The 26,284-nt window shown below is 68.2% G+C and carries 24 protein-coding genes; 16 read left to right on the top strand and 8 right to left on the bottom strand.

The genetic code is table 11. The features are described 5' to 3' along the window. The first annotated feature begins 22 nt into the window (after positions 1–22). Together paaK and ACIOU8_RS10070 are read left to right on the top strand one after the other, a co-directional pair. Positions 23–1,318, top strand: a complete 1,296-nt coding sequence (gene paaK, locus ACIOU8_RS10075) for a phenylacetate--CoA ligase PaaK (RefSeq protein ID WP_400788727.1) — start codon at positions 23–25, stop codon at positions 1,316–1,318. Between the two features lie 50 nt (positions 1,319–1,368). After that, positions 1,369–2,196 (top strand): HepT-like ribonuclease domain-containing protein, encoded by an 828-nt coding sequence (locus ACIOU8_RS10070; protein WP_400788724.1) that lies wholly within the window; start codon positions 1,369–1,371, stop codon positions 2,194–2,196. 29 nt (positions 2,197–2,225) lie between these two features. Here the strand turns inward: ACIOU8_RS10070 and ACIOU8_RS10065 are convergent, their stop codons facing one another. Continuing rightward, complete coding sequence (locus tag ACIOU8_RS10065; RefSeq protein WP_400788721.1) at positions 2,226–4,346, bottom strand: RecQ family ATP-dependent DNA helicase; 2,121 nt, start codon at positions 4,344–4,346, stop codon at positions 2,226–2,228. A 92-nt stretch (positions 4,347–4,438) separates the two neighbouring features. Here ACIOU8_RS10065 and ACIOU8_RS10060 point away from each other — a divergent pair, with 92 nt between their 5' ends. The 8 genes from ACIOU8_RS10060 (at position 4,439) to ACIOU8_RS10025 (ending at position 11,172) form a co-directional block, all read left to right on the top strand. Then, positions 4,439–4,858, top strand: a complete 420-nt coding sequence (locus ACIOU8_RS10060) for a pilus assembly protein CpaE (protein WP_400788718.1) — start codon at positions 4,439–4,441, stop codon at positions 4,856–4,858. Between the two features lie 87 nt (positions 4,859–4,945). Next, complete coding sequence (paaA, locus tag ACIOU8_RS10055; protein WP_400788715.1) at positions 4,946–5,923, top strand: 1,2-phenylacetyl-CoA epoxidase subunit PaaA; 978 nt, start codon at positions 4,946–4,948, stop codon at positions 5,921–5,923. Further along, positions 5,923–6,228, top strand: coding sequence for a 1,2-phenylacetyl-CoA epoxidase subunit PaaB (gene paaB / locus ACIOU8_RS10050; protein ID WP_042539384.1), 306 nt, complete (start codon positions 5,923–5,925; stop codon positions 6,226–6,228). The genes paaA and paaB overlap by 1 nt, the downstream gene beginning before the upstream one ends. Positions 6,229–6,233: 5 nt before the next feature. Further along, positions 6,234–7,043, top strand: a complete 810-nt coding sequence (paaC, locus tag ACIOU8_RS10045; protein ID WP_400788806.1) for a 1,2-phenylacetyl-CoA epoxidase subunit PaaC — start codon at positions 6,234–6,236, stop codon at positions 7,041–7,043. Further along, positions 7,037–7,531, top strand: coding sequence for a 1,2-phenylacetyl-CoA epoxidase subunit PaaD (paaD, locus tag ACIOU8_RS10040; protein ID WP_400788711.1), 495 nt, complete (start codon positions 7,037–7,039; stop codon positions 7,529–7,531). The genes paaC and paaD overlap by 7 nt, the downstream gene beginning before the upstream one ends. Continuing rightward, positions 7,531–8,712, top strand: a complete 1,182-nt coding sequence (paaE, locus tag ACIOU8_RS10035; protein WP_400788708.1) for a 1,2-phenylacetyl-CoA epoxidase subunit PaaE — start codon at positions 7,531–7,533, stop codon at positions 8,710–8,712. The genes paaD and paaE overlap by 1 nt, the downstream gene beginning before the upstream one ends. 70 nt (positions 8,713–8,782) lie before the next feature. Beyond that, positions 8,783–9,553, top strand: a complete 771-nt coding sequence (locus tag ACIOU8_RS10030; RefSeq protein WP_400788705.1) for an enoyl-CoA hydratase/isomerase family protein — start codon at positions 8,783–8,785, stop codon at positions 9,551–9,553. Positions 9,554–9,648: 95 nt separating this feature from the next. Further along, positions 9,649–11,172, top strand: coding sequence for an ATP-dependent DNA ligase (locus ACIOU8_RS10025; RefSeq protein ID WP_400788702.1), 1,524 nt, complete (start codon positions 9,649–9,651; stop codon positions 11,170–11,172). A gap of 18 nt (positions 11,173–11,190) precedes the next feature. Here ACIOU8_RS10025 and ACIOU8_RS10020 read toward each other — a convergent pair whose 3' ends face one another. From ACIOU8_RS10020 to ACIOU8_RS10005, 4 genes are read right to left on the bottom strand one after another with little or no spacing between them, the layout of a single operon-like run. Further along, on the bottom strand, positions 11,191–11,700 hold the full coding sequence (locus ACIOU8_RS10020; RefSeq protein WP_056375913.1) for a phosphoribosyltransferase: 510 nt from the start codon (positions 11,698–11,700) through the stop codon (positions 11,191–11,193). Between the two features lie 48 nt (positions 11,701–11,748). Then, positions 11,749–12,594 carry a transglutaminase N-terminal domain-containing protein gene (locus ACIOU8_RS10015; RefSeq protein ID WP_400788698.1) on the bottom strand — a complete coding sequence of 282 codons (846 nt, stop codon included), beginning with the start codon at positions 12,592–12,594 and terminating at the stop codon, positions 11,749–11,751. Then, entirely contained in the window at positions 12,591–13,517 is a 927-nt protein-coding gene (locus ACIOU8_RS10010; RefSeq protein WP_400788695.1) for an alpha-E domain-containing protein, read from the bottom strand. Before ACIOU8_RS10010 ends, ACIOU8_RS10015 begins: the two co-directional genes overlap by 4 nt. Then, the gene (locus ACIOU8_RS10005) at positions 13,511–15,187 is read right to left on the bottom strand and encodes a circularly permuted type 2 ATP-grasp protein (RefSeq protein WP_400788692.1); all 1,677 of its coding nucleotides are present in this window, start codon (positions 15,185–15,187) and stop codon (positions 13,511–13,513) included. Before ACIOU8_RS10005 ends, ACIOU8_RS10010 begins: the two co-directional genes overlap by 7 nt. A gap of 203 nt (positions 15,188–15,390) precedes the next feature. Here ACIOU8_RS10005 and ACIOU8_RS10000 point away from each other — a divergent pair, with 203 nt between their 5' ends. Both ACIOU8_RS10000 and ACIOU8_RS09995 read left to right on the top strand, forming a co-directional pair. Next, positions 15,391–17,145 carry a thiamine pyrophosphate-binding protein gene (locus ACIOU8_RS10000; protein WP_400788690.1) on the top strand — a complete coding sequence of 585 codons (1,755 nt, stop codon included), beginning with the start codon at positions 15,391–15,393 and terminating at the stop codon, positions 17,143–17,145. A 43-nt stretch (positions 17,146–17,188) separates the two neighbouring features. After that, a complete protein-coding gene (locus ACIOU8_RS09995; protein ID WP_400788688.1) occupies positions 17,189–17,623 on the top strand; it encodes an NUDIX hydrolase in 435 nt (144 codons plus the stop codon). A 24-nt stretch (positions 17,624–17,647) separates the two neighbouring features. Here the strand turns inward: ACIOU8_RS09995 and ACIOU8_RS09990 are convergent, their stop codons facing one another. After that, on the bottom strand, positions 17,648–18,028 hold the full coding sequence (locus ACIOU8_RS09990) for a VOC family protein (protein WP_400788685.1): 381 nt from the start codon (positions 18,026–18,028) through the stop codon (positions 17,648–17,650). A gap of 228 nt (positions 18,029–18,256) precedes the next feature. Beyond that, positions 18,257–20,128, bottom strand: coding sequence for an FAD-dependent monooxygenase (locus ACIOU8_RS09985; protein WP_400788682.1), 1,872 nt, complete (start codon positions 20,126–20,128; stop codon positions 18,257–18,259). Positions 20,129–20,260: 132 nt separating this feature from the next. Here ACIOU8_RS09985 and ACIOU8_RS09980 point away from each other — a divergent pair, with 132 nt between their 5' ends. After that, positions 20,261–20,962 (top strand): IclR family transcriptional regulator, encoded by a 702-nt coding sequence (locus ACIOU8_RS09980; RefSeq protein ID WP_400788680.1) that lies wholly within the window; start codon positions 20,261–20,263, stop codon positions 20,960–20,962. Positions 20,963–21,076: 114 nt separating this feature from the next. Here the strand turns inward: ACIOU8_RS09980 and ACIOU8_RS09975 are convergent, their stop codons facing one another. Further along, positions 21,077–22,456, bottom strand: a complete 1,380-nt coding sequence (locus ACIOU8_RS09975; protein ID WP_400788678.1) for an MFS transporter — start codon at positions 22,454–22,456, stop codon at positions 21,077–21,079. Positions 22,457–22,611: 155 nt separating this feature from the next. On the opposite strand from ACIOU8_RS09975, the gene ACIOU8_RS09970 reads away from it, so the two are divergent. The 3 genes from ACIOU8_RS09970 to hpaE are packed head-to-tail and all read left to right on the top strand — an operon-like array spanning position 22,612 to position 26,278. Continuing rightward, positions 22,612–24,102, top strand: a complete 1,491-nt coding sequence (locus ACIOU8_RS09970) for a fumarylacetoacetate hydrolase family protein (protein WP_400788805.1) — start codon at positions 22,612–22,614, stop codon at positions 24,100–24,102. Next, positions 24,099–24,785, top strand: coding sequence for a GntR family transcriptional regulator (locus tag ACIOU8_RS09965; RefSeq protein ID WP_400788675.1), 687 nt, complete (start codon positions 24,099–24,101; stop codon positions 24,783–24,785). Before ACIOU8_RS09970 ends, ACIOU8_RS09965 begins: the two co-directional genes overlap by 4 nt. Continuing rightward, on the top strand, positions 24,782–26,278 hold the full coding sequence (gene hpaE, locus ACIOU8_RS09960) for a 5-carboxymethyl-2-hydroxymuconate semialdehyde dehydrogenase (protein WP_400788673.1): 1,497 nt from the start codon (positions 24,782–24,784) through the stop codon (positions 26,276–26,278). Before ACIOU8_RS09965 ends, hpaE begins: the two co-directional genes overlap by 4 nt. The last annotated feature ends 6 nt before the right edge of the window (positions 26,279–26,284 follow it).

Genomic DNA, 26,284 nt, shown 5'->3' with positions numbered 1-26,284 from the left:
GCCCGCGACGAAGGAGTCGACGATGAATGAAACCCCTGCCGAGATCGGCACCGAGACCGAGCTGCATTCTCGTGAGGCGCTCGCTCGTCTGCAGCTGCAGCGTCTGCAGTGGACAGTGCACCACGCGTACGAGAATGTGCCGACGTACCGACGCAAGTTCGATGATCACGGCGTGCATCCCGACGACATCCGCACCCTCGACGACGTGCAGAAGCTGCCCTTCACCACCAAGGCCGATCTGCGTGAGAGCTATCCGTTCGGGATGTTCGCGGTTCCCATGCCCGAGGTTCGACGGATCCACGCGTCGTCGGGCACGACAGGGCGGCCGACCGTCGTCGGGTACACAGAGGGCGATCTCGACCGCTGGGGTGATCTGGTCGCACGGTCTTTGCACGCCGCGGGCATCCGAGCGGGAATGAAGGTGCACAACGCCTACGGCTACGGACTCTTCACCGGTGGGCTCGGTGCCCACGCAGGCATCGAGCGTCTCGGAGCCACGGTGATCCCGGTCTCCGGCGGTCAGACCGCGCGGCAGGTGCAGTTGATCGCCGATTTCGAGCCGGATGCCATCCTCTGCACGCCGAGCTACCTGCTCACGATCGCCGATGCGATGGAGGCGGCAGGCATCGACCCGACGCAGACCTCGTTGCGGGTGGCAGTGCTCGGGGCCGAGCCGTGGACCAATGAGATGCGGCGGGAGATCGAGCAGCGACTGCACATCGACGCCGTCGACATCTACGGGCTCAGCGAGGTGATGGGGCCGGGCGTAGCGAGCGAGAGCGTGCTCACGAAAGACGGCCCGCACGTCTGGGAGGACCACTTCCTTCCGGAGATCATCGACGGCGACACCGGATCACGACTGGCGGATGGCGAACTGGGCGAGCTGGTCTTCACCTCGCTCACGAAAGAGGCCTTCCCCGTGATCCGCTATCGCACCAGGGATCTGACGCGCCTGCTGCCCGGGACGACCTATCCCGCCCTCCGGCGGATCGAGAAGATCACCGGTCGCAACGACGACATGATCATCCTCCGCGGAGTGAATCTCTTCCCGACGCAGATCGAGGAGCTGGTGATGGGCATCGAGACTCTCACGCCGCACTTCGTGCTGGAGCTGCACCGCGCCGCCCAACTCGACACCATGACCGTGCGCATCGAAAGGCACCCGTCGTTGAGTGTCGAGGAGTGCGACGCCGCCGCTGCAGTGCTCACGCATCGCATCAAGGTGCACATCGGCACCAGCGTCGAGGTCAAGGTCGAGGAGCCTGGCACGCTGCCGCGGAGCGAGGGCAAGTACAAGCGGGTCTATGACCTTCGATAGACGTCGGGAATCCATCCCGAAATATCGCGCTTTCGCGATACTCTGAATGCATGAGTCGAGCCGCCACGTTGATCCGCTATGCCCGCCGACAGAGCGGGCTGACGCAATCGGCACTGGCGAAGTTGGCCGACATGACGCAGAGCGTCGTCAGCGAGTACGAGAACGGCAGGCGCGAACCGTCATTCGACGCTGTCGACAGACTGATCTCAGCGGCCGGCCTCGTCGTCAAGGTCGCTCCGCGCACCTTGGCGGAGACGATCGCACGCGATCAGGTGATCGCTCTGTCCGCCGATCTCAGACGCGCACTGTCGCCGCTCGGGGCCGAGCGCATCCGACTCTTCGGCAGCGTCGCACGTGGCGAGGAATCAGAATCGAGTGACATCGATCTGGCTGTCGACGTCGCGCCGAGTGTCGGCGTGTTCGCTCTACTGAGAATGCGGCGAGAGGCGGAGCAGATTCTCGGTCGACCGGTGGATCTCGTGCCGTTCGATGGCCTCAAACCCGCCGTAGCGCGGGCTGTCGAACGCGAGGCCGTCACTGTGAGCCGTCAGCCAGGAGAGCGACTACAGGACATCGCGGCCGCCTGTGAGGCGGTGGCTCGTTACGAGAAACGCATCGACATCGATGACGAGATCGTCTTCGACGCGATTCGTGCACGCCTCATCGAGATCGGCGAGGCCGTCAAGGATCTCGATGAGGCGGTGACTGCCACTGACCCCGGCATCCCCTGGGCGGAGGTCGCCGGAATGCGCGACTACCTCGCGCACCGCTACTTCGATACAACGCATGCCATCGTCATGACGACGGCTCGGTCAGACGTACCACTACTCGCCGCAGCTGTTCGGAGGATGCTGGCACGAGTGGTGACGAGTCGGTGAGGCGCTGACGGACACTCCGATCGCCGGCGTCAGCCGCGGAGCGCGAGCACGAACGGGAGCACGTCGGTGGCTCCCGCCTGTCGGAGAGTGCGGGCAGCGACGGTCAACGTCCAGCGACTGTCGGCCATATCGTCGACGAGGAGCACGGGCCCCTCGGGTATGTCGAAGTGCTGAGCACTGAACCGGTCCCACAATCCGGCGAGCCGGAACACGCTGTTGCCCCCGGGCTGCCCCGTCGGCCCACCGCCCACCGGATCGAGCGCGCCGAGGTATGGGAGCCGACCGATCTCGGCGATCCCCCGAGCGAGCGAGTCGACGAGGAGCGGATGCGACCGCGACGGCATCGCGACCACCGCGACCGGGCGCTCGGTCCACCCCCAGTCGGCGAGCACGCGCACGCAGCCGCCGAGGACCTGCGGAGTCACGGCGGCATCGGGCGCCCCCGCCGCGAAGAGCTCTCGCAGAGCGCCGCCCCACCCGAGATCGGTGAGTCGAGCGAGAGCGCGCCCTTCGCCTGCCTGCTCCCCCGCCGGGATGCGCCCCTTGACGGGCACGTCGAGCTTGTCGGCGCCGGTCGGCCAGGCGCGGCGTGGTTCGACGGGGACGCCCACTCGGTCGAGCGACTCCGCAGCCTGAGTCGTCGCCGATTCGCCGATCTCGCTCGGGAACCAGATGCCGGCGCAGTTGTCGCATCTGCCGCAGGGCGCTGCAGTGTCGTCGTCGAGCGAGCGCTGAAGGAACTCCATCCGGCATCCGTCGGTCTGCTCGTAGTCGATCATGTGCTGCTGCTCGGCTCGGCGCTCGCCCGCGATGCGCTCGTAGCGCTCGGCGTCATAGGTCCAGGGCTCACCTGTGGCGACCCACCCGCCCTGCACGCGCCGCACCGCACCGTCGACGTCGAGCACCTTGAGCAGCAGCTCGAGCGGCGTACGACGGATGTCGACCATCGCCTCGAGGGCCGGGGTCGAGATCGGCTGATCACCGAGTGCGGCGATCACCCTTTCAGCGCGCTCACGATCGGGCATCGACGCGGTCGCGAAGTAGTGCCAGATGTCGCGATCTTCGACGCCAGGGAGCAGCAGCACGTCTGCGCTCTCGCTCGCGCGGCCGGCGCGACCGACCTGCTGGTAATACGCGACAGGTGACGATGGTGCGCCGAGGTGGAGCACGAATCCGAGGTCGGGCTTGTCGAAACCCATGCCGAGTGCGCTCGTGGCCACGAGCGCCTTGACCTCGTTGCGCTTCAGCATCCCCTCTGATTCTGTGCGTTCGTCGGTGTCGGTCTGCCCCGTGTACGCACGCACGTCGTGGCCGTGGTCGCGCAGCAGCCGGGCCGTGTCGACCGCTGCCGCGACGGTGAGCGTATAGATGATGCCCGAGCCGGGCAGGTCGTCGATGTGGCTGAGCAGCCAGGCGAGCCGGCTCGCCGAGTTCGGCAGACGCAGCACTCCGAGCCGCAGCGATGTGCGGGCGAGGGGCCCGCGGATCGTGAGGACCTCAGAGGGTCCGTCACCCGATGAGCCCCCGGTGCCGAGCTGCTCGGCGACGTCGGCCACGACCCTGCTGTTGGCGGTCGCCGTGGTCGCGAGCACCGGAACCTCTGGCGGCATCTGCTCGATGAGGTCGCGCAGTCGACGGTAGTCGGGGCGGAAGTCATGCCCCCAGTCGCTGATGCAGTGCGCCTCGTCGACCACCAGCATGCCGATCCTTCGCACGAGCGCCGGCAGCTGCTGCTCGCGGAACGCGGGGTTGTTCAGCCGCTCGGGTGAGACGAGCAGCACGTCGACCTCGTCTCGGTCGAGCTGCTCCATCACCTCCGCCCACTCGTGCGCGTTCGTGGAGTTGATCGCCACGGCGCGGACACCAGCGCGCTCGGCGGCGGCGATCTGATCGCGCATGAGAGCCAACAGCGGCGACACGAGCACGGTCGGCCCCGCGCCCTGTCGTCGCAGCAGCAGCGTCGCGACGAAGTACACCGCCGATTTCCCCCACCCCGTGCGCTGCACGACGAGCGCGCGGCGGCGCCCCTCGACGAGCGCCTCGATCGCCTCATACTGGCCGTCATGGAAATCGGCGTCAGCGCGACCGACCAGCTCTCGCAACGCAGAGAGCGCAGCAGTGCGGGTGTCGACAGAGGAGGGGGAAGTCATGCTTCCACTCTGCCTGAGGCCGCCGACATCCGGGGTCCGTTCATCCACAGGCGGAACGGCCCGCACCGGGCCGCGTCGTCTAGCGTGGAATCGTGATCACCCGAGAATTGGCCGTATCCCTGCGCGACGCCGGACTCGTGTGGCATCCCGCCGAGGGAGATCGCTTCCAGCTCGATCTCCCGAACGATGTCGAGCTCGAAGCCGAGGCTGACGTCTTCACGGTCAGCGAGATGACGATCGAGGCGCGACAGACCCCGAGCGGCACCGATCTGGCCTTCAACGGCACGACCGAGTGGGCCCTCGACGCCGTCACACTGGCGGATGCCGTCTGGCTGCCGCGGGAAGACCAGCTGCGCGAGCTGCTGCGTGGCACCTTCCGCGCACTGACTCGCCTCCCCGACGCCTTCGTCGTCGAGGTCGAGATCGCCGGGGAGACGCTGAGATTCGAGCATCCGGATCCCTCCGAGGCCTACGGTCGAGCGCTTCTGGACCTCGTCTCGCGCTCCCGCTGAGCGCCACGTCTTGCGCGCAGCGCACCTCCGTGTCAGAATTACCTAACGACCGGTCAGTAAAGCCGATCGGACACCGAGGAGTCGATGATGACCAGCCCCGCAGATCTCTCTCTCGTCGATGACGAGCTCTCCGACGATGAGCGCCTGTTCGACGAGCTCATCGCGAACGAGCAGCGCATCGAGCCCCGCGACTGGATGCCCGATGCGTACCGCAAGACGCTGATCCGTCAGATCTCGCAGCATGCGCACTCGGAGATCATCGGCATGCAGCCGGAGGGCAACTGGATCACCCGCGCCCCGAGCCTCAAGCGCAAGGCGATCCTGATGGCCAAGGTGCAGGACGAGGCCGGCCACGGTCTCTACCTCTACTCGGCGGCCCAGACCCTCGGCATCACTCGTGACGAGATGATGGACCAGCTGATCACCGGCAAGGCCAAATACTCTTCGATCTTCAACTACCCCACACCGACCTGGGCCGATATGGGCGCGATCGGCTGGCTCGTCGACGGAGCCGCGATCTGCAACCAGGTGCCGCTGTGCCGCGCGTCCTACGGCCCTTACGGCCGCGCCATGGTGCGCGTCTGCAAAGAGGAGTCGTTCCATCAGCGCCAGGGCTTCGAGATCCTGCTCTCGCTGATGCAGGGAACCGACGAGCAGAGGCAGATGGCGCAGGATGCCGTGAACCGCTGGTACTGGCCGAGTCTGGCGATGTTCGGGCCGCCGGATGACCAGTCACCCAACTCCGCTCAGTCGATGAAGTGGAAGATCAAGCGCTTCACCAACGACGAGCTGCGCCAGCGCTTCGTCGGGATGCTCGTGCCGCAGGCCGAGATCCTGGGCGTCACCCTTCCCGACCCCGATCTGCGCTTCGATGACGAGACGGGCCAGTATGCGATCGGCGAGATCGACTGGGACGAGTTCTTCGAGGTGCTGCGCGGCAACGGCCCCTGCAACGCGGAGCGGCTCGAGCGTCGCCGCACGGCGCACGAGGAGGGCGCGTGGGTGCGCGAGGCCGCCGCCGAGTACGCCCGCAAACAGGCTCTCAAGACGAAGGCCGTCGCGTGATGGCGACGCCCGGCGCCGATGAGCGCGAGCCCTGGCCGCTCTGGGAGATCTTCGTCCGGGCGAATCGCGGCCTGAGCCACGTGCACGTCGGATCCCTGCACGCCCCGGATGCTGACATGGCGATCCGCAACGCCCGCGACCTCTACACGCGTCGCGGCGAGGGGGTGTCGATCTGGGCCGTGCCCGCCGACGCGATCACCACGAGCGACCCCGACGCGAAGGGCGCCTACTTCGAGAGCCCGGCGGGAAAGAACTACCGGCACGCCGTGTACTACACGGCCTCCGAGGGGGTGCCGCACCTGTGAACGACATCCACGGAGAGGTCTCCGTCGACGAGCTGCAGTTGAGCGACGAGCTCACGGGAACCGGCTCCGCAGCGGCATCCGCCGACATCGCCGAGTACGCGCTGTGGCTGGGCGATGACGCTCTGATCCTCTCGCAGCAGCTCGGCGAATGGATCGCGCGCGCCCCCGAGCTCGAAGAGGACGTCGCACTGGGCAACATCGCACTCGATCTGCTCGGCCACGCCCGCTCGTTCCTGCACTTCGCCGGATCATTCGACGGACGCTCCGAAGACGACCTCGCGTACTTCCGCGACGAACCCGAGTTCCGCAGCGCGTGGATCGTCGAGCAGCCCAACGGCGACTTCGCGCAGACGATCGCGCGGCAGTTCGTGGTGTCCACGTACATGTTCGAGCTGTACTCGGCGCTGCGGGCCAGCACGGACGAGACGTTCGCGGCGATCGCCGAGAAGTCCCTCAAAGAGGTCGACTACCACCGTGACCATGCGGTGCAGTGGGTGCTGCGCCTCGCCGGCGGGACCGACGAATCACGGCGTCGGATCATCCGCGCGCTCCGCGACGTCTGGCCCTACGTCGACGAGCTGTTCCGCGATGAGCCCCTGATCGATCGCCTCGGCGATGGTGCCGTGCGCCCGTCCACGCTTCGTGACGGTTTCGACGCGGTCGTCGACACCGTATTCGCAGAGGCGGGCCTGGAGACGCCCACCGTCGCTGCATCCTCCGCAGGAGGGAGACGGGGTGCGCACGCGTCTCCGCTCGGCCACCTGCTCGCCGAGATGCAGGTGCTCGCGAGACGGCATCCGGGGGCATCATGGTGACAGAATCCCTGCAGGCAGACGCGTGGCGGATCGCCGCTGCCGTCGCGGATCCCGAGGTTCCGGTGCTCACGATCGAGGATCTCGGCGTCCTCCGCTCGGTGGTGGTCGACGGCGAGAACGTGCAGGTCGACATCACCCCCACGTACAGCGGGTGCCCCGCGATGGACACGATTCGCGACGACGTCATCCTGGCGCTCACTGCTGCCGGGTACGCGCAGGTCGACGTGCGCCTCGTGCTCTCCCCCGCCTGGACGACGGACTGGATGTCGGATGCCGGCAAGCAGAAGCTCTCGCAGTACGGCATCGCCCCTCCGACCGGGCGCTCCGCACTGTCGTCAGGCCCGATCCGCCTGGCCATCAGCGTGCGATGCCCGCGATGCGGGTCGCTCGACACTCACGAGGTCTCGCGCTTCGGTTCCACCTCGTGCAAGGCGCTGTTCGAATGTCGCGCGTGCCTCGAGCCCTTCGACCACTTCAAGGTGCACTGATGTCGCTGTTCGCCCCGCCAAGTGCCGTCACACCGGCATCCGTTCGCTCGTCCTCCGCAGCGAGCACGAAGAAGCGCGCCCGCTTCCACACTCTCACCGTCGAAGAGGTGCGGCCGCTCACCGACGACTCCGTCGAGGTGACCTTCACGGTTCCCGCCGAGCTCGCCGACGACTACGACCACCTTCCGGGCCAGTATGTCGCCCTGCGCACCACCCTCGAGGGCACCGAGGTGCGCCGGTCGTACTCGCTGTGCCGCGCGCCGGAGCATCGCACGGCGGAGCAGATCGCGGCGGACGTGCCCACCCGGCTCAGTGTCGCCGTGAAGCGCGACGAGGGCGGGCTGTTCTCCACCTGGGCGCAGACCGGCCTGCACGCCGGATTCGAGATCGATGTGATGAGCCCGCAGGGCACGTTCACGTCCGGCCTCGACGGGCTCGATCAGCGCCACGTCGTCGGCATCGCCGCGGGCTCGGGCATCACGCCGCTGATGGCCCTCGCGCACACCGTGCTGGCGCGCTCGGAATCGTCGCGCTTCACACTTCTCTACACGAACCGCTCGACGCTCGACGTGATGTTCCTCGAGGACCTCGCCGACCTGAAGGACCGGTACCCGACGCGCCTGACGCTGCACCATGTGCTCTCTCGCGAGCAGCGCACGGCTCCCGTGCTGTCGGGTCGGATCGACGAGGAGAAGCTGCGCACGATCCTGGGGATGCTCATCGATCCGAGCGACGTCGACGAGTGGTTCCTCTGCGGGCCGCTCTCGCTCGTCGATCTGTGCCGCGAGGTGCTCGCCGACGTCGGCGTGCCCCGTGAGCACATCCGGTTCGAACTCTTCACGACGGGCGACGAACCTGTGCGCGCCGCCCGCCCGGTCGAGGTGCGGGCGGGCGCGAAGACGATCCGCATCGAAGTGAACCTCGACGGCGTCTCGTCGACCGTCGAGAGTCCTGCCGATGCCCACGAGTCCGTGCTGAACGCGGCGCTGCGGGTGCGGCCCGATGCCCCGTTCGCGTGCGCCGGAGGCGTGTGCGGCACGTGCCGCGCCAGAGTCATCGAGGGCAGCGTGACGATGACCGAGAACTATGCGCTCGAGCCGGACGAACTCGAACGAGGCTACGTGCTGACCTGCCAGTCGCACCCGACGAGCGACCGCGTCGTGGTCGACTACGACGTCTGAACAGCTTCACCCCCCTTGGGTCCCTGAGCCTGTCGAAGGGCCCATTCCGCATCAGCGACGAGGAGCACCCATGATCGATCTCACCATCGCCGACGACGTCGCCACGGTCGTGCTGGATGCACCGGCCCAGCTGAACTCGCTCGACGAGCAGGCGCTGCGCGATCTGGGCCGTGCATACGACGAGGCCGATGCGGCGGGAGTGCGCGCACTCGTGCTCCGGGGTGAGGGACGCGCGTTCTGCGCCGGACGCGACATCTCGGCGGTCGACCCGCGCGACGACGACGTCATGGGCTACCTCGACGGGCTCGTGACTCCCCTGCTGCAGAGGATGGCGCGTTTTCCCGCGCCGACGTTCGCGGTCGCCCACGGCGCGTGCCTCGGCGTCGGACTCGGACTGCTGATCGCCACGGATGTCGTCTACGTCGCGGAGTCGGCGAAGATCGGTTCGCCGTTCTCCGCGCTCGGCGCCACGCTCGACTCGGGCGGACATGCCCTGTTCGTCGAGCGCCTCGGCGCGCACAGGACGCTCGACCTCATCTACACGGGGCGCCTGATGAGCGGCACGGAAGCCGTGGCCGCGGGGCTGTTCTCTCGCGTGCTCCCCGACGACGAGGTGGTGCGGGCGACGACGGATGCCGCTGCCCTCGCCGCGCGCGGCGCCACCGCCGCGTTCCTCGCGAGCAAGCAGCTGGTCGCGCGGATCCGCGACGAGCGGCTGGCACTGTGGGACTCGATCGAGGTCGAGAACGCTGCGCAGGCCGCGCTGTGCGACACCGATGACTACCGCGAGGGGTTCGCCGCATTCCAGGAGAAGCGGAAGCCGGAGTTCCGCGGGCGCTGAGGCGACCACCGTTCCGCGTGCCGGTGTCATAGCGCCGCGTCGAGGACCGATGCAAGGGCGTCGCCGATGTCGGATGCCGGTGCCAGACTGCTTCCATGTTGCTCTCGGACCTCGTCTCGACCGCTGAAGAGGTCACCGCCACCGCATCGCGCCTCGCCAAGATCGAGTCGCTGTCACAGCTGCTCGCGCGCGCCGACCGCGACGAGATCCCCGTCGTGGTCGGGATCCTCCTCGCCGCTCCGCGCCAAGGACGGCTCGGCGTCGGCTGGCGCGGAGTCGCCGCTCTCGATGTCTCACACGCAGAGAACCCGACTCTGTCGATCGGCGATGTCGACGAGGGGTTCGAGTCGCTCGCTCGCACATCGGGTTCCGGCTCCGCTGCGGCACGCACCGCCACGCTCGCATCGCTCGCGACGCGGGCCACCGAGCACGAATGGGATCTCCTCTCCCGCGCGATGCTGGGCGAGCTGCGCACCGGAGCGCTGGGTGGCGTGCTGCTCGACGCGATCGCTCGGGCATCCGGGCGGGATCCAGCCATGGTGCGGCGTGCAGCCATGCTCTCGGGTGATCTCGGCGAGACGGCGCTGCTCGCGCTCACCGGCACCGAGGCCGAGCTCGACGCCGTGAGCCTCGTCGTCGGTCGCCCCGTGCTGCCGATGCTCGCCTCCACCGCGGCGACTCCGACCGCGGCCCTCGAGGTCACGGGCAGGGCGTCGGTCGAGTACAAGCTCGACGGAGCACGCATCCAGGTGCACCGCAGCGGCGACGACGTGAGCGTGTACACCCGCAGCCTGGCCGACATCACCCACCGCGTGCCCGAGATCGTCGAGATCGTGCGAGGTCTTCCCGCCCACGACCTGATCCTCGACGGCGAGACCCTGTCACTCGACGAAGACGGCGGCCCGCGGCCGTTCCAGGAGACGATGTCGCGGTTCGGCGCCGACGTGTCTCGCGAGCTCGTGCTGCGCCCCTGGTTCTTCGACCTCCTGCACATCGACGGACACGATCTGCTCGACGAGCCGCTCTCGACCCGCCTGGCCGAACTCGAGAAGGCCGTCGGCGAGTGGCGCATGCCGGGCGTCGTCACCGACGACCCCGAGGCTGCCGAGCAACTGTCACGAGAGTCTCTGGCGGCCGGACACGAGGGCGTCGTCGTCAAGGGGGTCGACGCGCCCTATGCCGCGGGGAGGCGCGGCAAATCCTGGGTCAAGGTCAAGCCCGTGCTCACCTACGATCTGGTGGTGCTCGCAGCCGAGTGGGGGTCGGGTCGACGGCAGGGGTGGCTGTCGAACCTGCACCTGGGCGCACTCGATCCGAGCGGCGAGTTCGGCGAGCCGGGTGGACTCGTGATGGTGGGCAAGACGTTCAAGGGCCTGACCGACGAGCTGCTGCGCTGGCAGACCGAGCAGTTCCCGTCGTTCGAGACACGGCGCACACAGTCGACGGTGTTCCTGCGCCCGGAGTTCGTGGTCGAGATCGCGATCGACGGCGTCCAGCGCTCTCCGCGCTACCCCGGTGGCATCGCTCTGCGCTTCGCGCGCGTCAAGACCTACCGCCCCGACAAGGCCGTCGCAGACGCCGACACGATCCAGACCCTGCGCTCACTCCAGCGTGGCTGAGTCGACGCCAGGGCGACATCAGGCCGACGGGGCGAGCCCGAGATCCTCTTCACGCACCGTGCCCTGGAACGACCACGGGAAGTTGATCCACAGATCGGTGTCCTTCCACGCATAGTCGGGCTGGATGATGGTCGACGGCTTGGTGTAGATCGTGACCGACCGCACGTCGGCGCCTTTGTCCTTCAGCAGCTGCACCGCGAGTGCCAGTGTGCGGCCCGAGTCGGCGACGTCGTCGACGAGCAGCACGCGACGACCGTCGAGATAGGCCATGTCGAGTTCGGGCGGCAGCACCTCCGGGGCGTCGAGCACCGTGCCGATGCCGGTGTAGAACTCGACGTTGATCGCGCCGCAGTTCTTGGCGCCGAGACCATAGGCGATGGCGCCGGCGGGCAGCAGACCGCCGCGAGCGATGGCCACCACTACCTCGGGCACGAAGCCGCTCTCGAGGATGCTGCGCGCGAGATCTCGCGTCGCGGATCCGAAGCCGTCCCAGGTGAGCGTCTCGCGCTCGATCGATGCATCCGTCATCGTCTCATTCTTCCCCACTGGCGCTTGTCGTCAGGCCACGCCATCGCCTCAGCCGAGGCGCGTGATCTCCACAGAGACGAAGAGCTCCGACGCACTCGGCCCGGCGTATACGCCGCGGAGCGGAGCGACATCGGCATAGTCGCGTCCATGGCCGACGTAGACGTGGGATTCGCCGATGTCGACGAGGTTGGTGGGGTCGTATCCGCGCCATTCGCCGGAGTACCACTCCACCCAGGCATGCGACTCCCCCGTCACCGACTGTCCGATCTCGGCCGTCGGGTCGGGGTGCAGGTACCCCGACACATACCGTGCCGGAATCCCCGCTGCCCGCAGCACGCCGAGAGCCACGTGAGCGATGTCCTGACAGACGCCGGATCGCGCGGGCCAGGCGTCGCGAGCCGTCGAGCTCACGCCGGTGACGCCACTGCGGTACTCCATCGCCTCCCCGACAGCGCGGCAGATGTCGAGGGCGGTCTCGTCCACCCCGCCGCCCTCCGCTTCGAAGTGCAGGGCGAGATCGCGCATCTCGTCGTCCGGAGCGGTGGCCGGGGTCTGCGCAACGCATTCTGCCAGCGCGAGCGACTGAGGGATCCGGGCTTCGAGCTCATCCCAGTCGATCCCGGCGCTCGACGCCGGCAACGGTCTGACGTCGACCACGCTCGTCGCCGTGACCGAGAGCATCTGATGCGGGGTCAGCAGCTCGAACGTCGAGACCCGCGTGTCCCAGTAGTCGGAGTACGAGTGCTGGGTGGCCGCCGGCGAGATGTCGAGCGTCGCCTGCAGCACGAACTGCCCCTCTCGTGAGTGCGGCAGCATGCGCGCCTCGTTGTACGACGCCGTGGCCGGCTGCTCATAGCGGAAGCCCGTGCGGTGCACGATCTTGAGGCGGCTCACAGCGCTTCTCCGATCCACACCGGCATCGCGATCGACGGGAAGTACCGCTCCCTGATCGCGTCACTCGCGACCGACATCCCCACCTGGACCTCCTCCATGCTCTCCGACAGCCGGTGCACGGTGTCACCGATCGGTCGATATTCCAGCTCCGACCGCATGCGACCGAGCACTCGATGAGCACGGTCGGGCACTCCGAACGCACCGGCCGGATCGATGCCGCGCAGGCACTCCTCAGCCTGCAGGATGCTCGAGAGCACCGACCGGGGGAACAGACGGTCGATCAGGAGGAACTCCACCGCAGACGCGCCTGTCGGCACCGCTCGGTGGCTGCGCAGATGGGCCTCGTAGGCACCGCAGCTGCGCAGCAGCGTCGTCCAGCTCGGACCACCCGCCTCGGTCAGCGACCGCGTCGCGAGCAGACGCGCGGTCATGTCGGCGCGCTCGATCGAGCGGCCGAGAACGAAGAAGTGCCATGCTTCATCGCGGCTCGTCGAGGAGTCGACGACGCCGAAGGCCAGCGCCGAACGATCGCGCACCCATCGGAAGAACGGATGCGTCTTGTCTGAGGCGATGCGACGGGGCATCCGGGCGTTCGACTCATTGAGGGTCTCCCACAGATCCGTCGAGATGATCTCGCGTGCGCGGCGTGCGTTCTCCCTGGCGGATGCGATCGAGTGGGCGATCGACGCGGAGTGCTCGCGGTCGAGAGCGAGACGGCTCACCACGTCGTCGCGGCTCAGCACGGTGTCGGCGTCCGCTGTCGTCCCCATCACCGAGAGCAGCGCACGGCAGGCCGTGTCCTCCTCGACCCACGGGTCTTCGAGCAGCAGCTGCAGATGCACGTCGAGGATGCGCGCGGTGCCGTCGGCCCGCTCGACATATCGGCCGATCCAGAACAGCGCCTCGGCGATGCGGCTCAGCATCCTGCTCCTCCCAACTGCTGCTGTTGTTGCTGCTGGTGGTGCCGCAGCTCGAGGTCCTCGTCCTGCGGGGACGAGAGGAAGGGCGGGTGCGGATCCTCGCGCGCCGGCGCCACGACGGCGATCGCCCCGGTGGCGAGCGACACCTCGTCGGCCGCCGCATCCTGGTCACCCTCCACGGTCGCCGTCGGCCCGGTGAACAGCGACGGATCCAGCACCCAGGTGTCCTTCGAGCCGCCGCCCTGGCTGGAGTTCACGACGAGCTGCCCCTCAGGCAGAGCCACCCTGGTGAGACCGCCGGGCAGCACCCAGATGTCGTTCCCGTCGTTCACGGCGAAGGGACGCAGGTCGACGTGCCGCGGTCGGAATCCGTCTTCGACGAGTGTCGGGATCGTCGACAGCTGCACGACCGGCTGAGCGATCCACCCTCGAGGATCGGCCCGCAGCGACGTGCGCAGCTCGTCCAGCGTCTTGCGCGACGCATCGGGTCCGACGACCAGCCCTTTTCCCCCGGATCCGTCGACCGGCTTCACGACCAGCTCGTCGAGCCTGTCGAGCACCTCCTCCAGCGCACCGGGATCCTCGAGCCGCCAGGTGTCGACGTTCGGGATCACCGGCTCCTCACCCAGGTAGTAGCGGATGAGGTCGGGGACGTACGTGTAGACGAGCTTGTCGTCGGCCACGCCGTTGCCCGCGGCGTTGGCGAGCGTCACGTTGCCGAGACGAGCGGCGAGCATCAGACCGGGGGCGCCCAGCACAGAATCGGGGCGGAAATGCTGCGGGTCGAGGAACTCGTCGTCGACCCGCCGATAGATCACGTCCACCCGAGTGGGGCCGGCGGTCGTGTGCATCCACACCCGCCCGCCCGAGCAGAACAGGTCGCGCCCCTCGACGAGCTCGATGCCCATCATGCGTGCGAGCAGGGTGTGCTCGTAATAGGCCGAGTTGTGGACGCCGGGGGTCAGCACCACGACCGTCGGGTCATCGACACCGTCAGGAGCAGCGGCGCGCAGCGCCTGCAGGAGGCGGCCGGGGTAGTCGACGACCGGGCGAACCCTGAGACTCGTGAACAGCTCCGGAAGCGTCTGCGCCATCACACGTCGATTCGCCAGCACGTAGCTCACGCCGCTCGGCACGCGCACGTTGTCTTCGAGCACGCGCCAGGATCCGCGCTCGTCGCGGATGACGTCGATGCCTGCCACGTGGATGCGCACCCCGTTCGCTCCGACGATCCCGGCCGCCTGACGATGGAAATGCGCGGACGAGCTGATCAGCGACGCGGGGATCACACCGTCATGCACGGCGAGCTGCGGCCCGTAGACGTCGGCGAGGAATGCCTCGAGGGCCCGCACACGCTGCTTCACCCCCGACTCGACATAGCGCCAGTCATCTGCAGCGACCACCCGAGGGACCACGTCGAGCGGAAACGGGCGCTCCTCCCCGGCGAAGTCGAACGTGACGCCCTGTGCGAGATACGAACTGGCGAGGGCATCGGTGCGCGCCCTCAGCTCTGCGTCGTCCATGGCCGCGAGCGCCGGATACATGTCCTGATAGGGAGGGCGCACGCCCTCTCCGCCGGGTGGCGCGTCTGCGGGGAACATCTCGTCCCACGGTGCGGCACCGGCCCGCTGCGGCGACCGGCGCGAGGTGTATCCGTCGAACAGTGACTCCATGGCCGCATGTTTCCTGGTCGCCGTTTCGGCGGTGTTACGCGCGCGAGTCGGCGCCGCGTCGGCGTGGGCGCGATAAGATCGACCGTCCGGCGCTCTCTGACGCCGGTGCCTGAAAAAGAGGCACGAAGCTCCCCACGATGACGCGGGGGCGAGACACATACGGAATACGAATGTTCTCCGTCCCTGTCTCGAAAGGCTCTCGCATGCCCTCGGTCTCCGCGCACGTCGCACTCACTCTCGCTCAGCACATCGACGCCGTCTTCGGCGTGATGGGCAACGGCAACGCCTACTTCCTCGACGCGATCGAGACCCGGACGGATGCCGTCTTCACGGCCGTCCGACACGAGCAGGGCGCTGTGGTCGCCGCCGATGCGCACTTCCGAGCCTCCGGGCGGATAGCCGCGGGCACCTCCACCTACGGCGCAGGATTCACCAACACCCTCACCGCCCTCGCCGAGGCAGTCCAGGCGCACGTGCCGCTCGTGCTCGTGGTGGGCGACGAGCCGACCTCCGGCCCGCGCCCGTGGGACGTCGACCAGATCGCTCTGGCTTCCGCCGTCGGCGCCCGCACCTATACGGTCGGGCACGCGGATGCCGCCGCGACCACCGTGATCGCGATCGAGCACGCCCTGACCTACCGCGTGCCCGTCGTGCTCGCCATTCCCTATGACGTGGCGTCGCTCGAGGCCGGCCAGGTGCCCGAGGCGCCGGTGCCCCGCATCCCCGCGCCGCTCACTCCGCGCGGCGAGTTCGCCGAGGGCACGCTCGACGAGATCGCCGAGGCCCTGAGCGGCGCATCCCGCCCGTTCCTGCTCGCCGGCCGGGGTGCCTGGCTGGCCGGTGCCGGCGCGGCGCTGGGCGAGTTGGCAGCTCTGACCGGCGCCCTCACCGCGTCCTCCGCGCTGGGGCGCGGCGTCTTTCCTGAGGCCCAGTACGACCTCGGCGTCACGGGAGGCTTCGGAGCCGACGGCGCCATGGAACTCGTGCGCACGGCCGACGTCGCCGTCGTCTTCGGCGCCTCGCTGAACCAGTTCACGATGCGGTTCGGCGAACTCTTCGCACCCGGCACCAGGGTTTTCCAGATCGACATCGCCCCTGCGGCCACGCACCCGCACGTCGGCGGTTTCGTCCGTGCCGACGCGCGGGTCGCGGCAGAGGCACTGGTCGCCCGGGTCCGCTCGCTCGCATCTTCTCCCCGCTCCGTTGCCGGGCGCAGCTTCGGAGCAGGGTCCCGCCACGCCGAGACGCAGTCGGTCACTCACGGCGCGTCGACGCCGGCATCCGAAGTGATGACCGGACAACCATGGCGCGAAACCGTCGATGTCGCGGCCGCCCGAGCCTACGACGAGGGCGATGAACTCGCCCCCGACGGACGTCTCGATCCCCGCTCAGCCGCACGCCGCATCGCCGAGCTGCTGCCGGCCGATCGGGTCGTCGTCTCGGACGGCGGTCACTTCATCGGCTGGGCGAACATGTACTGGCCGGTCGAGGCCCCCGATCGGATGATGATGGTCGGCACCGCGTTCCAGTCGATCGGACAGGGGTGGCCGAGTGTCGTCGGTGCGGCCCTCGCCCGGCGCGATTCGACGGTCGTCCTCACCTCGGGTGATGGTGGCGGGCTCATGGCGATCGCTGACCTCGAGTCCGCGGTCCGAGCGGCAGCGGGCCGCGGCATCGCCGTGATCTGGAACGATGCCGCGTACGGCGCCGAAGTCAACCTCTACGGCCTGAAGGGTCTGGCCGAGGGGCCGATGCTCATTCCCGAGGTCGACTTCGCGGCGTTCGGCGCTGCGGTCGGCGCCGAGGGGGTCGTCGTCAAGACCCTCGCCGATCTCGATCGGCTCGGTACCTGGGCGCAGGAGGATGCCGCACGCCGTCGCTTCCTGCTGCTCGACCTCCGGATCTCGGGCGATGTCATCGCGCCGTATCAGCAGGAGATCATCCGCGTGAACTCCTGACGGCGCGCCGAGACGCTCGGCGCTCCTGCGCTAGCCTTCCGGGATGCCTGCCATCCGCAACATCGCTGTCGGCCTTCCCGTGAAGGACGGGCATCTGCTCGCCCTGGAAGGACACGACCGCTCGCGAGGGCTCGACTTCCTGCGCGCGATCGGCGGAGGCATCGAATTCGGCGAGACGTCCGTCGACGCGCTGCGCCGCGAGTTCATGGAAGAGCTGGGCGTCACACTCGAGGATGCCGAGCCGCTCGGGGTCTTCGAGAACATCTTCACGTACGAGGGCGCGCCCGGCCATGAGATCGCGCACGTGTTCGCAGTGTCTTCCGCGGCGCTCGATTCCGTGCCTCTCGACGCCGAACTCCGCATCCTCGACGAGGGAAGTCCCGTGCGGTGGGTGCCGATCGACGACATCCGTTCCGGAGTGCGGTTGCTGTTCCCCTCGGGCGCACCCGAGGCGCTGTTCGCGCTCACGCAGCGCTGAGCGCCTCGGGCTCTCCTCGGGCGCTCAGCTCTGCGCGCTGTAGTCGGGCAGCTCCTGCAGCGTCCAGGTGTTGCCGTCCGGGTCGTCGAACGTCACGAACCGACCCCATGCCTGCTCATCGACACCCTGTGCCGCGACCCCGAGCCCCTGAAGATGGGCGAGCGCCTCATCGGCATCCGGAACGACCACCTGGATCGTGTTCTGCTGGCCCGGTTCGAGGGGAATCTCGAGCCCAGTGCCGAAGGCTATCGAGCAGGCTGAGCCGGGAGGCGTCATCTGCACAAACCGCAGGCCGTCATACGGCACCTGGTCGTGATCGGGGTGAAAGCCGATCTTCTCGTAGAACTCCTTCGACCGGTCGACATCCGAGACCGGGACGAAGATCAGCTCGATCTTCCAATCCATCACACGCTCCTCCTGTCGGGGCGGCTTCGCCCATCGGCCCTCAGGGTACGCGTGGCCTCCGACACTCACCAGAGGCGTCTCACCCGTGCGAGACGCCTCCTCGGTCCGGCATGCGGAGCCCGCCCGCCCTCGGGAGGAGAACTGCGCCTCGGGAGGAGAACTGGCCCGAAATCCTCCTCCCGAGGGGATGTCTCCTCCCGGAGGACACGCACGGTTCTCGCAACAGAGTCAGGATGCCGGCAGCAGTGCTCCGTCGAGGAAGGCCCCCAGCTCGTCCGCCGCATCCAAGGGGAGGATCGCTGCGACGTATTGGTCAGGGCGCACCACGATCACGACACCGTCCCGCGACAGCTCGCGCGCCTCGAAGATGTCGGTCTCGGTCCACTTCGACGGCCCCGCGGCGTAGACCTTCTCCCAGTCGGTGAGCCCGAGCGGACCGGTCTTCGGCTGGAACAGAGCCGGCGCCGAGGTCACCTCGACCTCCTCATACGACTGCTGGTAGATCGCCTTCACATCGAACACCGCGTCGGTGTCGGCATCCGAGGGCGTGAACCGCTCGAAGACGGGTGCAGCCTCGGCGGCCCACGCGTCGAGCGTCGCCGCATCGCGGCCCGCGAAGGCGTAGACGCGCCAGCGACCGTCTGCCCTGGCATGGTGACCGAGGTGGATCGCGTTGCCGTCGCCGACCCGCACGACCTCGGCGGACTTGAAGCGCTTGCCCAGCGGGAAGCCGCCCGCGAGCGCCTGATGGGCGTCCGAGCCGGTGATCATCGACGAGGTGTACTGCGTCATGAACCCGGAGGGGAACTCCGCGGTCGCGAGATAGTACGTCGCGAGGTCCGTCGGATCGGTGATCTCGGAGGGCTTGCGCGCCATGAGCGTCGACCACTCCCGGTCGAAGTCGATGAGCTGCTGGGCCACGGGCCGACGCTCGGCGCCGTACGTCGCCAGGAGCGCCTCCGGTGCCAAGCCGCTGAGCACCGACCCGAGCTTCCAGCCGAGGTTGAACCCGTCCTGCATCGACACGTTCATGCCCTGGCCCGCCTTGGCACTGTGTGTGTGGCAGGCATCACCCGTGAGGAACACCCGCGGCGTGCGGCCCGACCCGTCGATCACGTCGTCGAACCCGTCGGTGACCCGGTGCCCCACCTCGTAGACGCTGTGCCAGGCCACCTCCTTCACGTCGAGCGTGTAGGGGCTGAGGATCGCATTCGCCTTCGCGATGATGTCCTCGATCGGCGTCTGGCGCACACGGTGGTCGTCGTCCTCGGCGACCTCCCCGAGGTCGATGTACATCCGGCTGAGGTAGCCGCCCTCGCGAGGGATATGCAGGATGTTGCCCGCCTCCGAGTTGATCGCGCACTTGGTGCGCCAGTCGGGGAAGTCGGTGTTCACGAGCACGTCCATGACGCCCCAGGCGTGCGCGGCGCTGCCGCCGACGTGCGTGCGTCCGATCGCCTGGCGCACACCGCTGCGCGCACCGTCGCATCCGGCCACGTACTTGGCGCGGATCGTGCGCTCCTCACCGGCCCGCTCCCCCGCGACGTGACGCAGCGAGACCTCGACCGGGTACTCGCCCTGCTCGTGCACGGTCAGCCCCACGAACTCGATGCCGTAGTCGGGAACGATACGGCCTGGGCCGTTCGCCGCGGCCTCGGCGAAGTAATCCAGCACACGTGCCTGGTTCACGATCAGATGCGGGAACTCGCAGATGTCGTAGGCGTAGTCGGCGGTCCGCGAGGTGCGGACGATCTCGCTCGGCCGCTCCGGATTCGGTCCCCAGAAGTTCATCCAGCCGATGTTGTACGCCTCGGCGATGATGCGCTCAGCGAAGCCGAAGGCCTGGAAGGTCTCGACGCTGCGCGGCTGGATGCCGTCGGCCTGCCCGAGCACGAGGCGCCCCTCGCGCTTCTCGACGATGCGCGTCGAGACCTCGGGGTACTGCGACATCTGGGCGGCAAGCAGCATGCCGGCCGGGCCGGACCCGACGATCAGCACATCGATCTCGTCGGGGAGGTCTGCGGGGCGCTCGGTGCCGATGCCCTGGGCATCCTTGACACGCGGGTCTCCCGAGACATAGCCGTGGTGGTGGAACTGCATCGTCGTCGATTCCTTCCGGACGTCACTGTCGGGTGTTGCCTTCGAACGCATCGTGTTCTATATTCGAACACAACGTTCTACTATTGAACACAGCTTAGGGACGCTCGTCCCGGAACGCAAGGGAGCGCACGCATGCCCGAGAGCACCCCGGCCTCGCAGACGCTGAGCCGCGGCATCCGGATCCTGGAGGTTCTCGCCGACGCGCGCATCCCGCTGACGATCGACGAGATCGCATCGAGACTCGAGGTGCATCGCTCGGTCGCCTACCGCCTCCTCCGCACGCTCGAGGACCACCGGCTCATCGGGAGAGACGCATCGGGTGCCGTGACGCTGGGCCCGCGCATGGCGGCATTGGCGGCCGGCGTCGCCCACGACCTTCAGGCCGAGGCGATCCCAGAGCTGACCGCGATCGCGAACGAACTCGGCATGACCTGCTTCCTCGGCGTCCTCGATGGAGACGACTGCATCACGCTCGCGAGCATCGAGCCTCGCCATGCGATCGCGAGCGTCGCGCAACGGCCGGGCGCCAGGCACTCTGTCATGGTCGGCGCACCGGGCAAGGCGATCCTCACGCAGCTCCCGCTCTCCCAGTGGCCGGATGACCCGCGAGCAGGACTGCACGCAGAGGTCGACGAGGCGCGCGTACGCGGATATGCCACGAGCCACGACGAGGTCATCCCCACCGTGCAGGCGGTCGCGGTGCCGCTCGCGCTGCGTGGTCAGCGCCCGGCGGCGATCGCGGTCGTGCATGTGGCCACCGACCTCGACGACGCGGAGATCGCGGCCCGTCTGCGCCGCTCCGCGTCGGCAATCCGCGACGCGCTCGACGGCTGACGTCGTTCACGATTCAGCATGAATGGGAGACGGCAGATGCGTCGCCCCCGAAGAACCGGAGCGACGCATCGCCTGCACCATCGTCGATGCTGAATCATGAACGTCTGATCGAGATCAGACCTTGGCGAGCCCGCGGATCGGACTCACGGACTGCTCCTCCTCGTGGTCGGGTCCCAGGGGGATCCCGGAGCGATCACGCAGCAGCAGCGTCGCCACGAGGCCGAGCAGCGTCATGCCGGCGAGATACCAGGTGACGGCCTGCGTCGAACCGGTCGCCTGCACGATGGCGGTCGCGATGGTGGGGGCGAACGCGCCTCCGGCGATCGCGCCGATCGCGTACGAGATCGAGACGCCCGAGAAGCGGATGCTCGCCGGGAAGAGCTCGGTGTACAGAGCCGCCTGAGGGCCGTAGGTGAATCCGAGACCGATCGTGAGGATCGCGAGGCCGGCGAAGAGAAGCCCGATCTCACCCGTGTTGACCAGCGGGAACAGCGTGAAGACGCCGACGAGCTGCATCACCCAGCCGATGATGTAGGTCGTGCGACGACCGATGCGGTCCGACAGCCACCCTGCGACGAGCGTCGTGATGAGCCAGGTGACGGCGGAGCCGGTCACCGCCCACAGCACGGGCCCGCGCTCGAGTCCGATCGGCCCCTCCGGGTTGGTGGCGTATCCCTGGATGTACCCACCGGTCGTCATGTACCCGACCGCGTTGTTGCCGGCGAAGACGAGAGCAGCGACGATCACCAGCAGCAGGTGCTTGCGGAACAGCTGCACGATCGGCATGCTCGCCTTCTCCTTGCGCTCGGCGAGCTCGATGAAGACCGGGCTCTCCTCCACCTTCCGGCGCACGTAGTAGCCGACGAGGATCAGCACGACGCTGAGCAGGAAGGGAATGCGCCAGCCCCACTGGAGGAACTGATCGCCCGGGGCGATCACCGTCATCAGCGCCATCACGCCCGACGCGAGCAGCAGCCCGAGCGGCACGCCGATCTGCGGCGATGCGCCGAAGATCCCGCGCTTCGCCTTGGGAGCGTGCTCGACGGCCATCAGCACCGCACCGCCCCACTCGCCACCCGCCGAAATGCCCTGCAGGATGCGCAGCAGCACCAGCATGATCGGTGCAGCGATCCCGATCGCCTCGTAGGTCGGCAGGATGCCGATGAGCGCGGTGGCCGCACCCATCAGGATCAGCGTCCACATGAGCACGGTCTTGCGCCCGAGCTTGTCACCGTAGTGGCCGGCGAGGAAGGCCCCGAGCGGGCGGAAGAGGAAGCTGACGCCGACGGTGGCGAACGCGACGATGGCGCTGTTCGCTCCGAGCGGCTCGAAGAACAGCTGTCCGAAGACCAGGCCGACGGCCGTGGCGTAGATGAAGAAGTCGTACCACTCGACCGTGGTGCCGACGACTGTGGCGAACACCACCCGGCGCCGATCGGCCGGTGTCGCGATGGTTCCGGTGGGTGTGAACCCAGCCTGTGACTGCCCGCTCATAGGGGTATCTCCTTTGATTGTGACCGCATTGTCACGGCTCGCGTACGAGGGGTGTCGAGTTGCTTGCCGAGGGGTGACACGATGATATATGATTTCGAATACGACGCACAAGGCGTCGATTCTCAGCGCGAGGAGGCGCCCCCGTGACGGCATCCATGACCCGCCCCGGCAAGATCATCGCGATCCATCTGAGCTACGCCTCCCGTGCCGATCAGCGCGGCCGCCGGCCCGCAGCTCCCTCCTACTTCTTCAAGCCGGCCAGTTCGGTCGGCGTCTCCGGCGGCACGGTCGAACGCCCTGCCGGCACCGAGCTGCTGGCCTTCGAAGGCGAGATCGCCCTCGTGATCGGCACCGCCGCTCGTCGTGTCTCGCTCGACGACGCCTGGAGCCACGTCGGCTGGGTCACCGCCTCGAACGACCTCGGGCTCTACGACCTGCGCGCCAACGACAAGGGCTCCAACGTCCGCTCCAAGGGCGGCGACGGCTACACGCCCCTGGGCCCCGAGCTCATCGACGCCCGAGCTGTCGACCCGGCCGCCTTGCGGGTGAGGGCCTGGGTCAACGGCGAGCTGCGCCAGGACGACACCACGGCGGGACTCATCTTCCCGCTGGCACAGCTCGTGACGGATCTCTCCCAGCACTTCACGCTCGAACCCGGCGATGTCATCCTCACCGGCACTCCCGCCGGATCGTCCGTGATCGTCCCTGGCGACGTCGTCGAGGTCGAGGTCGACGCACCGGATGCCGAGGGCTCCCCCTCCTCCGGCCGGCTCATCACCACCGTCACGCAGGGCAAGGTCCCGTTCGATGAAGGGATCGGCTCGCTCCCCGCCGTCGACGACCTGCAACGCACCGAGGCCTGGGGTTCGCGCGAAGAAGCGGGTCTCCCCGCCGAGGACGCAGCGCCCACCCTCTCCCCCGAGCTCCGCGCCAAGCTGCTCGAGGCGCCGACCGCGGGCCTGTCCGCGCAGTTGCGCAAACGCGGCCACCACTCGTGCTTCATCGACGGAGTCGCCGTCAACATCCCCGGCAGCAAGATCGTCGGCACCGCCAAGACGCTGAGATTCGTCCCGTTCCGTGAGGACCTCTTCAAGACCCACGGCGGAGGCTACAACGCGCAGAAGCGCGCCTTCGACTCGGTCGACGAGGGCGAGATCATCGTGATCGAGGCCCGCGGCGACGCGACCACAGGCACCCTCGGCGACATCCTCGCACTGCGTGCTCGTGCCCGTGGCGCGGCCGGCGTCGTCACCGACGGTGGCGTGCGCGACTTCGACGCGGTCGCCGAGATCGGGCTCCCCGTCTTCTCTCAGGGCGCTCACCCCTCGGTGCTCGGACGCAAGCACGTGCCGTGGGATGCCGACATCACCATCTCGTGCGGCGGTGCCACCGTGCAGCCGGGAGACATCATCGTGGGCGACGGCGACGGTGTCGTCGTGATCCCACCGGCCCTGGCCGAGCAGGTCGCGGACGACACTCTCGCGCAGGAGATCGAGGACGCCTGGATCGCCGAGCAGGTCGCGGCCGGGCACCCCGTCGATGGACTGTTCCCACTCAATGCGGAATGGCGCGCCAAGTACGAGGCCGCGACGGGCCCTTCGACAGGCTCAGGGCCCCAGAGTCCGGTTGCCGGGACCGCCCGATGACCGCCGTGTCCAACGCCAGCAAGTCGGAGCAGGCCTATACCTGGATCCGCTCCCGCATCTCCGGCCACATCTTCGGGCCCGGCTATCGCCTCGTCCTGGGATCGCTGGCGGAAGAGCTGGGCATGAGCGTCGTGCCGGTGCGCGAGGCCATCCGTCGCCTCGAGGCCGAGGGTCTCGTGACCTTCGAGCGCAACGTCGGCGCCCGTGTCACCCTCGTCGACGAGAGCGAGTACGCGCACACCATGGAGACGCTGGGGTTGGTCGAGGGCGCAGCCACAGCCCTGTCCGCGCCCCTGCTCGACGATGCGACGCTCGACGCGGCCGAAGCGGTCAACGAGCGGATGACGCAGATGCTCGGTCACCTCGACGCGCATGCCTTCACCGAGCTCAACCGCCAGTTCCATTCCCTGCTCTTCGAACCCTGCCCGAACCCGCATCTGCTCGATCTCGTGCACCGCGGATGGGCGCGCCTGTCCGGCATCCGCGATTCGACGTTCGCCTACGTGCCGGGCCGCGCCCAGCACTCCGTCGAGGAGCACACACAGATCCTCGAGCTCATCCGAGCGGGTGCCGAGCCGCTCGAGATCGAGCTCGCCGCCCGCAACCACCGCCTGCGCACGAGGGATGCCTTCCTCGACGCGCTGCACAACCGTTCTCACCACCAATCAGGAGACGAGTCATGACCGATTCCCGCATTCCCGCCGACCTGCCCGACCACATCCAGCACTACATCGACGGCGCGTTCGTCGACTCGGTCGACGGCGACACCTTCGACGTGCTCGACCCGGTGACGAACAAGACCTACACCACGGCCGCCGCCGGCAAGAAGGCCGACATCGAGCTCGCCGTCGCCGCCGCCAAGCGCGCGTTCGACGAAGGTCCCTGGCCGCGGATGCTCCCGCGAGAGCGCTCGCGGGTGCTGCACCGGATAGCCGACCTCGTCGAGTCGCGGGATGCCCGCCTCGCCGAGCTCGAGTCGTACGACTCGGGTCTCCCGATCACCCAGGCGCTGGGCCAGGCCCGCCGCGCCGCCGAGAACTTCCGCTTCTTCGCCGATCTGATCGTCGCGCAGTCCGACGACGCGTTCAAGGTGCCCGGCAAGCAGATGAACTACGTCAACCGCAAGCCGATCGGCGTCGCAGGACTCATCACGCCGTGGAACACCCCGTTCATGCTCGAGTCCTGGAAGCTCGGCCCGGCGCTGGCCACCGGCAACACCGTGGTGCTCAAACCCGCCGAGTTCACGCCGCTCTCCGCCTCGCTCTGGGCCGGCATCTTCGAGGAGGCCGGGCTGCCGCAGGGCGTCTTCAACCTCGTGAACGGCCTCGGCGAAGACGCCGGAGACGCGCTCGTGAAGCACCCCGAAGTGCCGCTCATCTCGTTCACCGGCGAGAGCTCGACCGGGCAGCTGATCTTCGGCAACGCCGCCCCCTTCCTCAAGGGGCTCTCGATGGAGCTCGGCGGCAAGTCGCCCGCCGTCGTCTTCGCCGACGCCGACCTCGAGGCCGCTGTCGACGCGACGATCTTCGGAGTCTTCTCGCTCAACGGCGAGCGCTGCACCGCAGGATCCCGCATCCTGGTCGAGCGCTCGATCTACGAGGAATTCGTCGAGAAGTACGCCGCGCAGGCGAAACGCGTCAAGGTCGGCTACCCGCACGACCCCGCGACCGAGGTCGGCGCCCTCGTGCACCCCGAGCACTACGACAAGGTGATGAGCTACGTCGAGATCGGCAAGACCGAGGGCCGCCTCGTCGCCGGTGGCGGCCGCCCGGACGGGTTCGACGAGGGCAACTTCGTCGCACCCACGGTGTTCGCAGACGTCTCCCCCGACGCCCGCATCTTCCAGGAGGAGATCTTCGGGCCCGTCGTCGCGATCACCCCGTTCGACTCCGACGAGGAGGCGCTCGCGCTCGCGAACAACACGAAGTACGGTCTCGCCGCGTACATCTGGACCAACGACCTGAAGCGCGCGCACAACTTCGCGCAGTCCGTCGAAGCCGGCATGGTGTGGCTGAACAGCAACAATGTGCGCGACCTCCGCACCCCGTTCGGCGGCGTCAAGGCCTCCGGTCTCGGTCACGAGGGCGGCTACCGCTCGATCGACTTCTACACCGACCAGCAGAGCGTGCACATCACGCTCGGCGGTGCCCACAACCCGACCTTCGGCAAGAACTGAGCAAGG

The sequence above is a fragment of the Microbacterium sp. NPDC087589 genome (assembly GCF_044743635.1).
In the GTDB taxonomy this organism is placed as follows: Bacteria; Actinomycetota; Actinomycetes; order Actinomycetales; family Microbacteriaceae; genus Microbacterium.
The sequence above is the reverse complement of the archived record's forward strand: the minus strand, read 5'-3'. Positions and strand labels throughout refer to the sequence as shown.

What these genes read in the sequence shown, in the direction of transcription:
- paaK (WP_400788727.1), top strand. Translation starts at nt 23, where the DNA reads ATGAATGAAACCCCTGCCGAGATCGGCACCGAGACCGAGCTGCATTCT.
- ACIOU8_RS10070 (WP_400788724.1), top strand. Translation starts at nt 1,369, where the DNA reads ATGAGTCGAGCCGCCACGTTGATCCGCTATGCCCGCCGACAGAGCGGG.
- ACIOU8_RS10065 (WP_400788721.1), bottom strand. Translation starts at nt 4,346, where the DNA reads ATGACTTCCCCCTCCTCTGTCGACACCCGCACTGCTGCGCTCTCTGCG.
- paaA (WP_400788715.1), top strand. Translation starts at nt 4,946, where the DNA reads ATGACCAGCCCCGCAGATCTCTCTCTCGTCGATGACGAGCTCTCCGAC.
- paaB (WP_042539384.1), top strand. Translation starts at nt 5,923, where the DNA reads ATGGCGACGCCCGGCGCCGATGAGCGCGAGCCCTGGCCGCTCTGGGAG.
- paaD (WP_400788711.1), top strand. Translation starts at nt 7,037, where the DNA reads ATGGTGACAGAATCCCTGCAGGCAGACGCGTGGCGGATCGCCGCTGCC.
- paaE (WP_400788708.1), top strand. Translation starts at nt 7,531, where the DNA reads ATGTCGCTGTTCGCCCCGCCAAGTGCCGTCACACCGGCATCCGTTCGC.
- ACIOU8_RS10030 (WP_400788705.1), top strand. Translation starts at nt 8,783, where the DNA reads ATGATCGATCTCACCATCGCCGACGACGTCGCCACGGTCGTGCTGGAT.
- ACIOU8_RS10025 (WP_400788702.1), top strand. Translation starts at nt 9,649, where the DNA reads ATGTTGCTCTCGGACCTCGTCTCGACCGCTGAAGAGGTCACCGCCACC.
- ACIOU8_RS10020 (WP_056375913.1), bottom strand. Translation starts at nt 11,700, where the DNA reads ATGACGGATGCATCGATCGAGCGCGAGACGCTCACCTGGGACGGCTTC.
- ACIOU8_RS10010 (WP_400788695.1), bottom strand. Translation starts at nt 13,517, where the DNA reads ATGCTGAGCCGCATCGCCGAGGCGCTGTTCTGGATCGGCCGATATGTC.
- ACIOU8_RS10005 (WP_400788692.1), bottom strand. Translation starts at nt 15,187, where the DNA reads ATGGAGTCACTGTTCGACGGATACACCTCGCGCCGGTCGCCGCAGCGG.
- ACIOU8_RS10000 (WP_400788690.1), top strand. Translation starts at nt 15,391, where the DNA reads ATGCCCTCGGTCTCCGCGCACGTCGCACTCACTCTCGCTCAGCACATC.
- ACIOU8_RS09995 (WP_400788688.1), top strand. Translation starts at nt 17,189, where the DNA reads ATGCCTGCCATCCGCAACATCGCTGTCGGCCTTCCCGTGAAGGACGGG.
- ACIOU8_RS09990 (WP_400788685.1), bottom strand. Translation starts at nt 18,028, where the DNA reads ATGGATTGGAAGATCGAGCTGATCTTCGTCCCGGTCTCGGATGTCGAC.
- ACIOU8_RS09985 (WP_400788682.1), bottom strand. Translation starts at nt 20,128, where the DNA reads ATGCAGTTCCACCACCACGGCTATGTCTCGGGAGACCCGCGTGTCAAG.
- ACIOU8_RS09980 (WP_400788680.1), top strand. Translation starts at nt 20,261, where the DNA reads ATGCCCGAGAGCACCCCGGCCTCGCAGACGCTGAGCCGCGGCATCCGG.
- ACIOU8_RS09975 (WP_400788678.1), bottom strand. Translation starts at nt 22,456, where the DNA reads ATGAGCGGGCAGTCACAGGCTGGGTTCACACCCACCGGAACCATCGCG.
- ACIOU8_RS09970 (WP_400788805.1), top strand. Translation starts at nt 22,612, where the DNA reads ATGACCCGCCCCGGCAAGATCATCGCGATCCATCTGAGCTACGCCTCC.
- ACIOU8_RS09965 (WP_400788675.1), top strand. Translation starts at nt 24,099, where the DNA reads ATGACCGCCGTGTCCAACGCCAGCAAGTCGGAGCAGGCCTATACCTGG.
- hpaE (WP_400788673.1), top strand. Translation starts at nt 24,782, where the DNA reads ATGACCGATTCCCGCATTCCCGCCGACCTGCCCGACCACATCCAGCAC.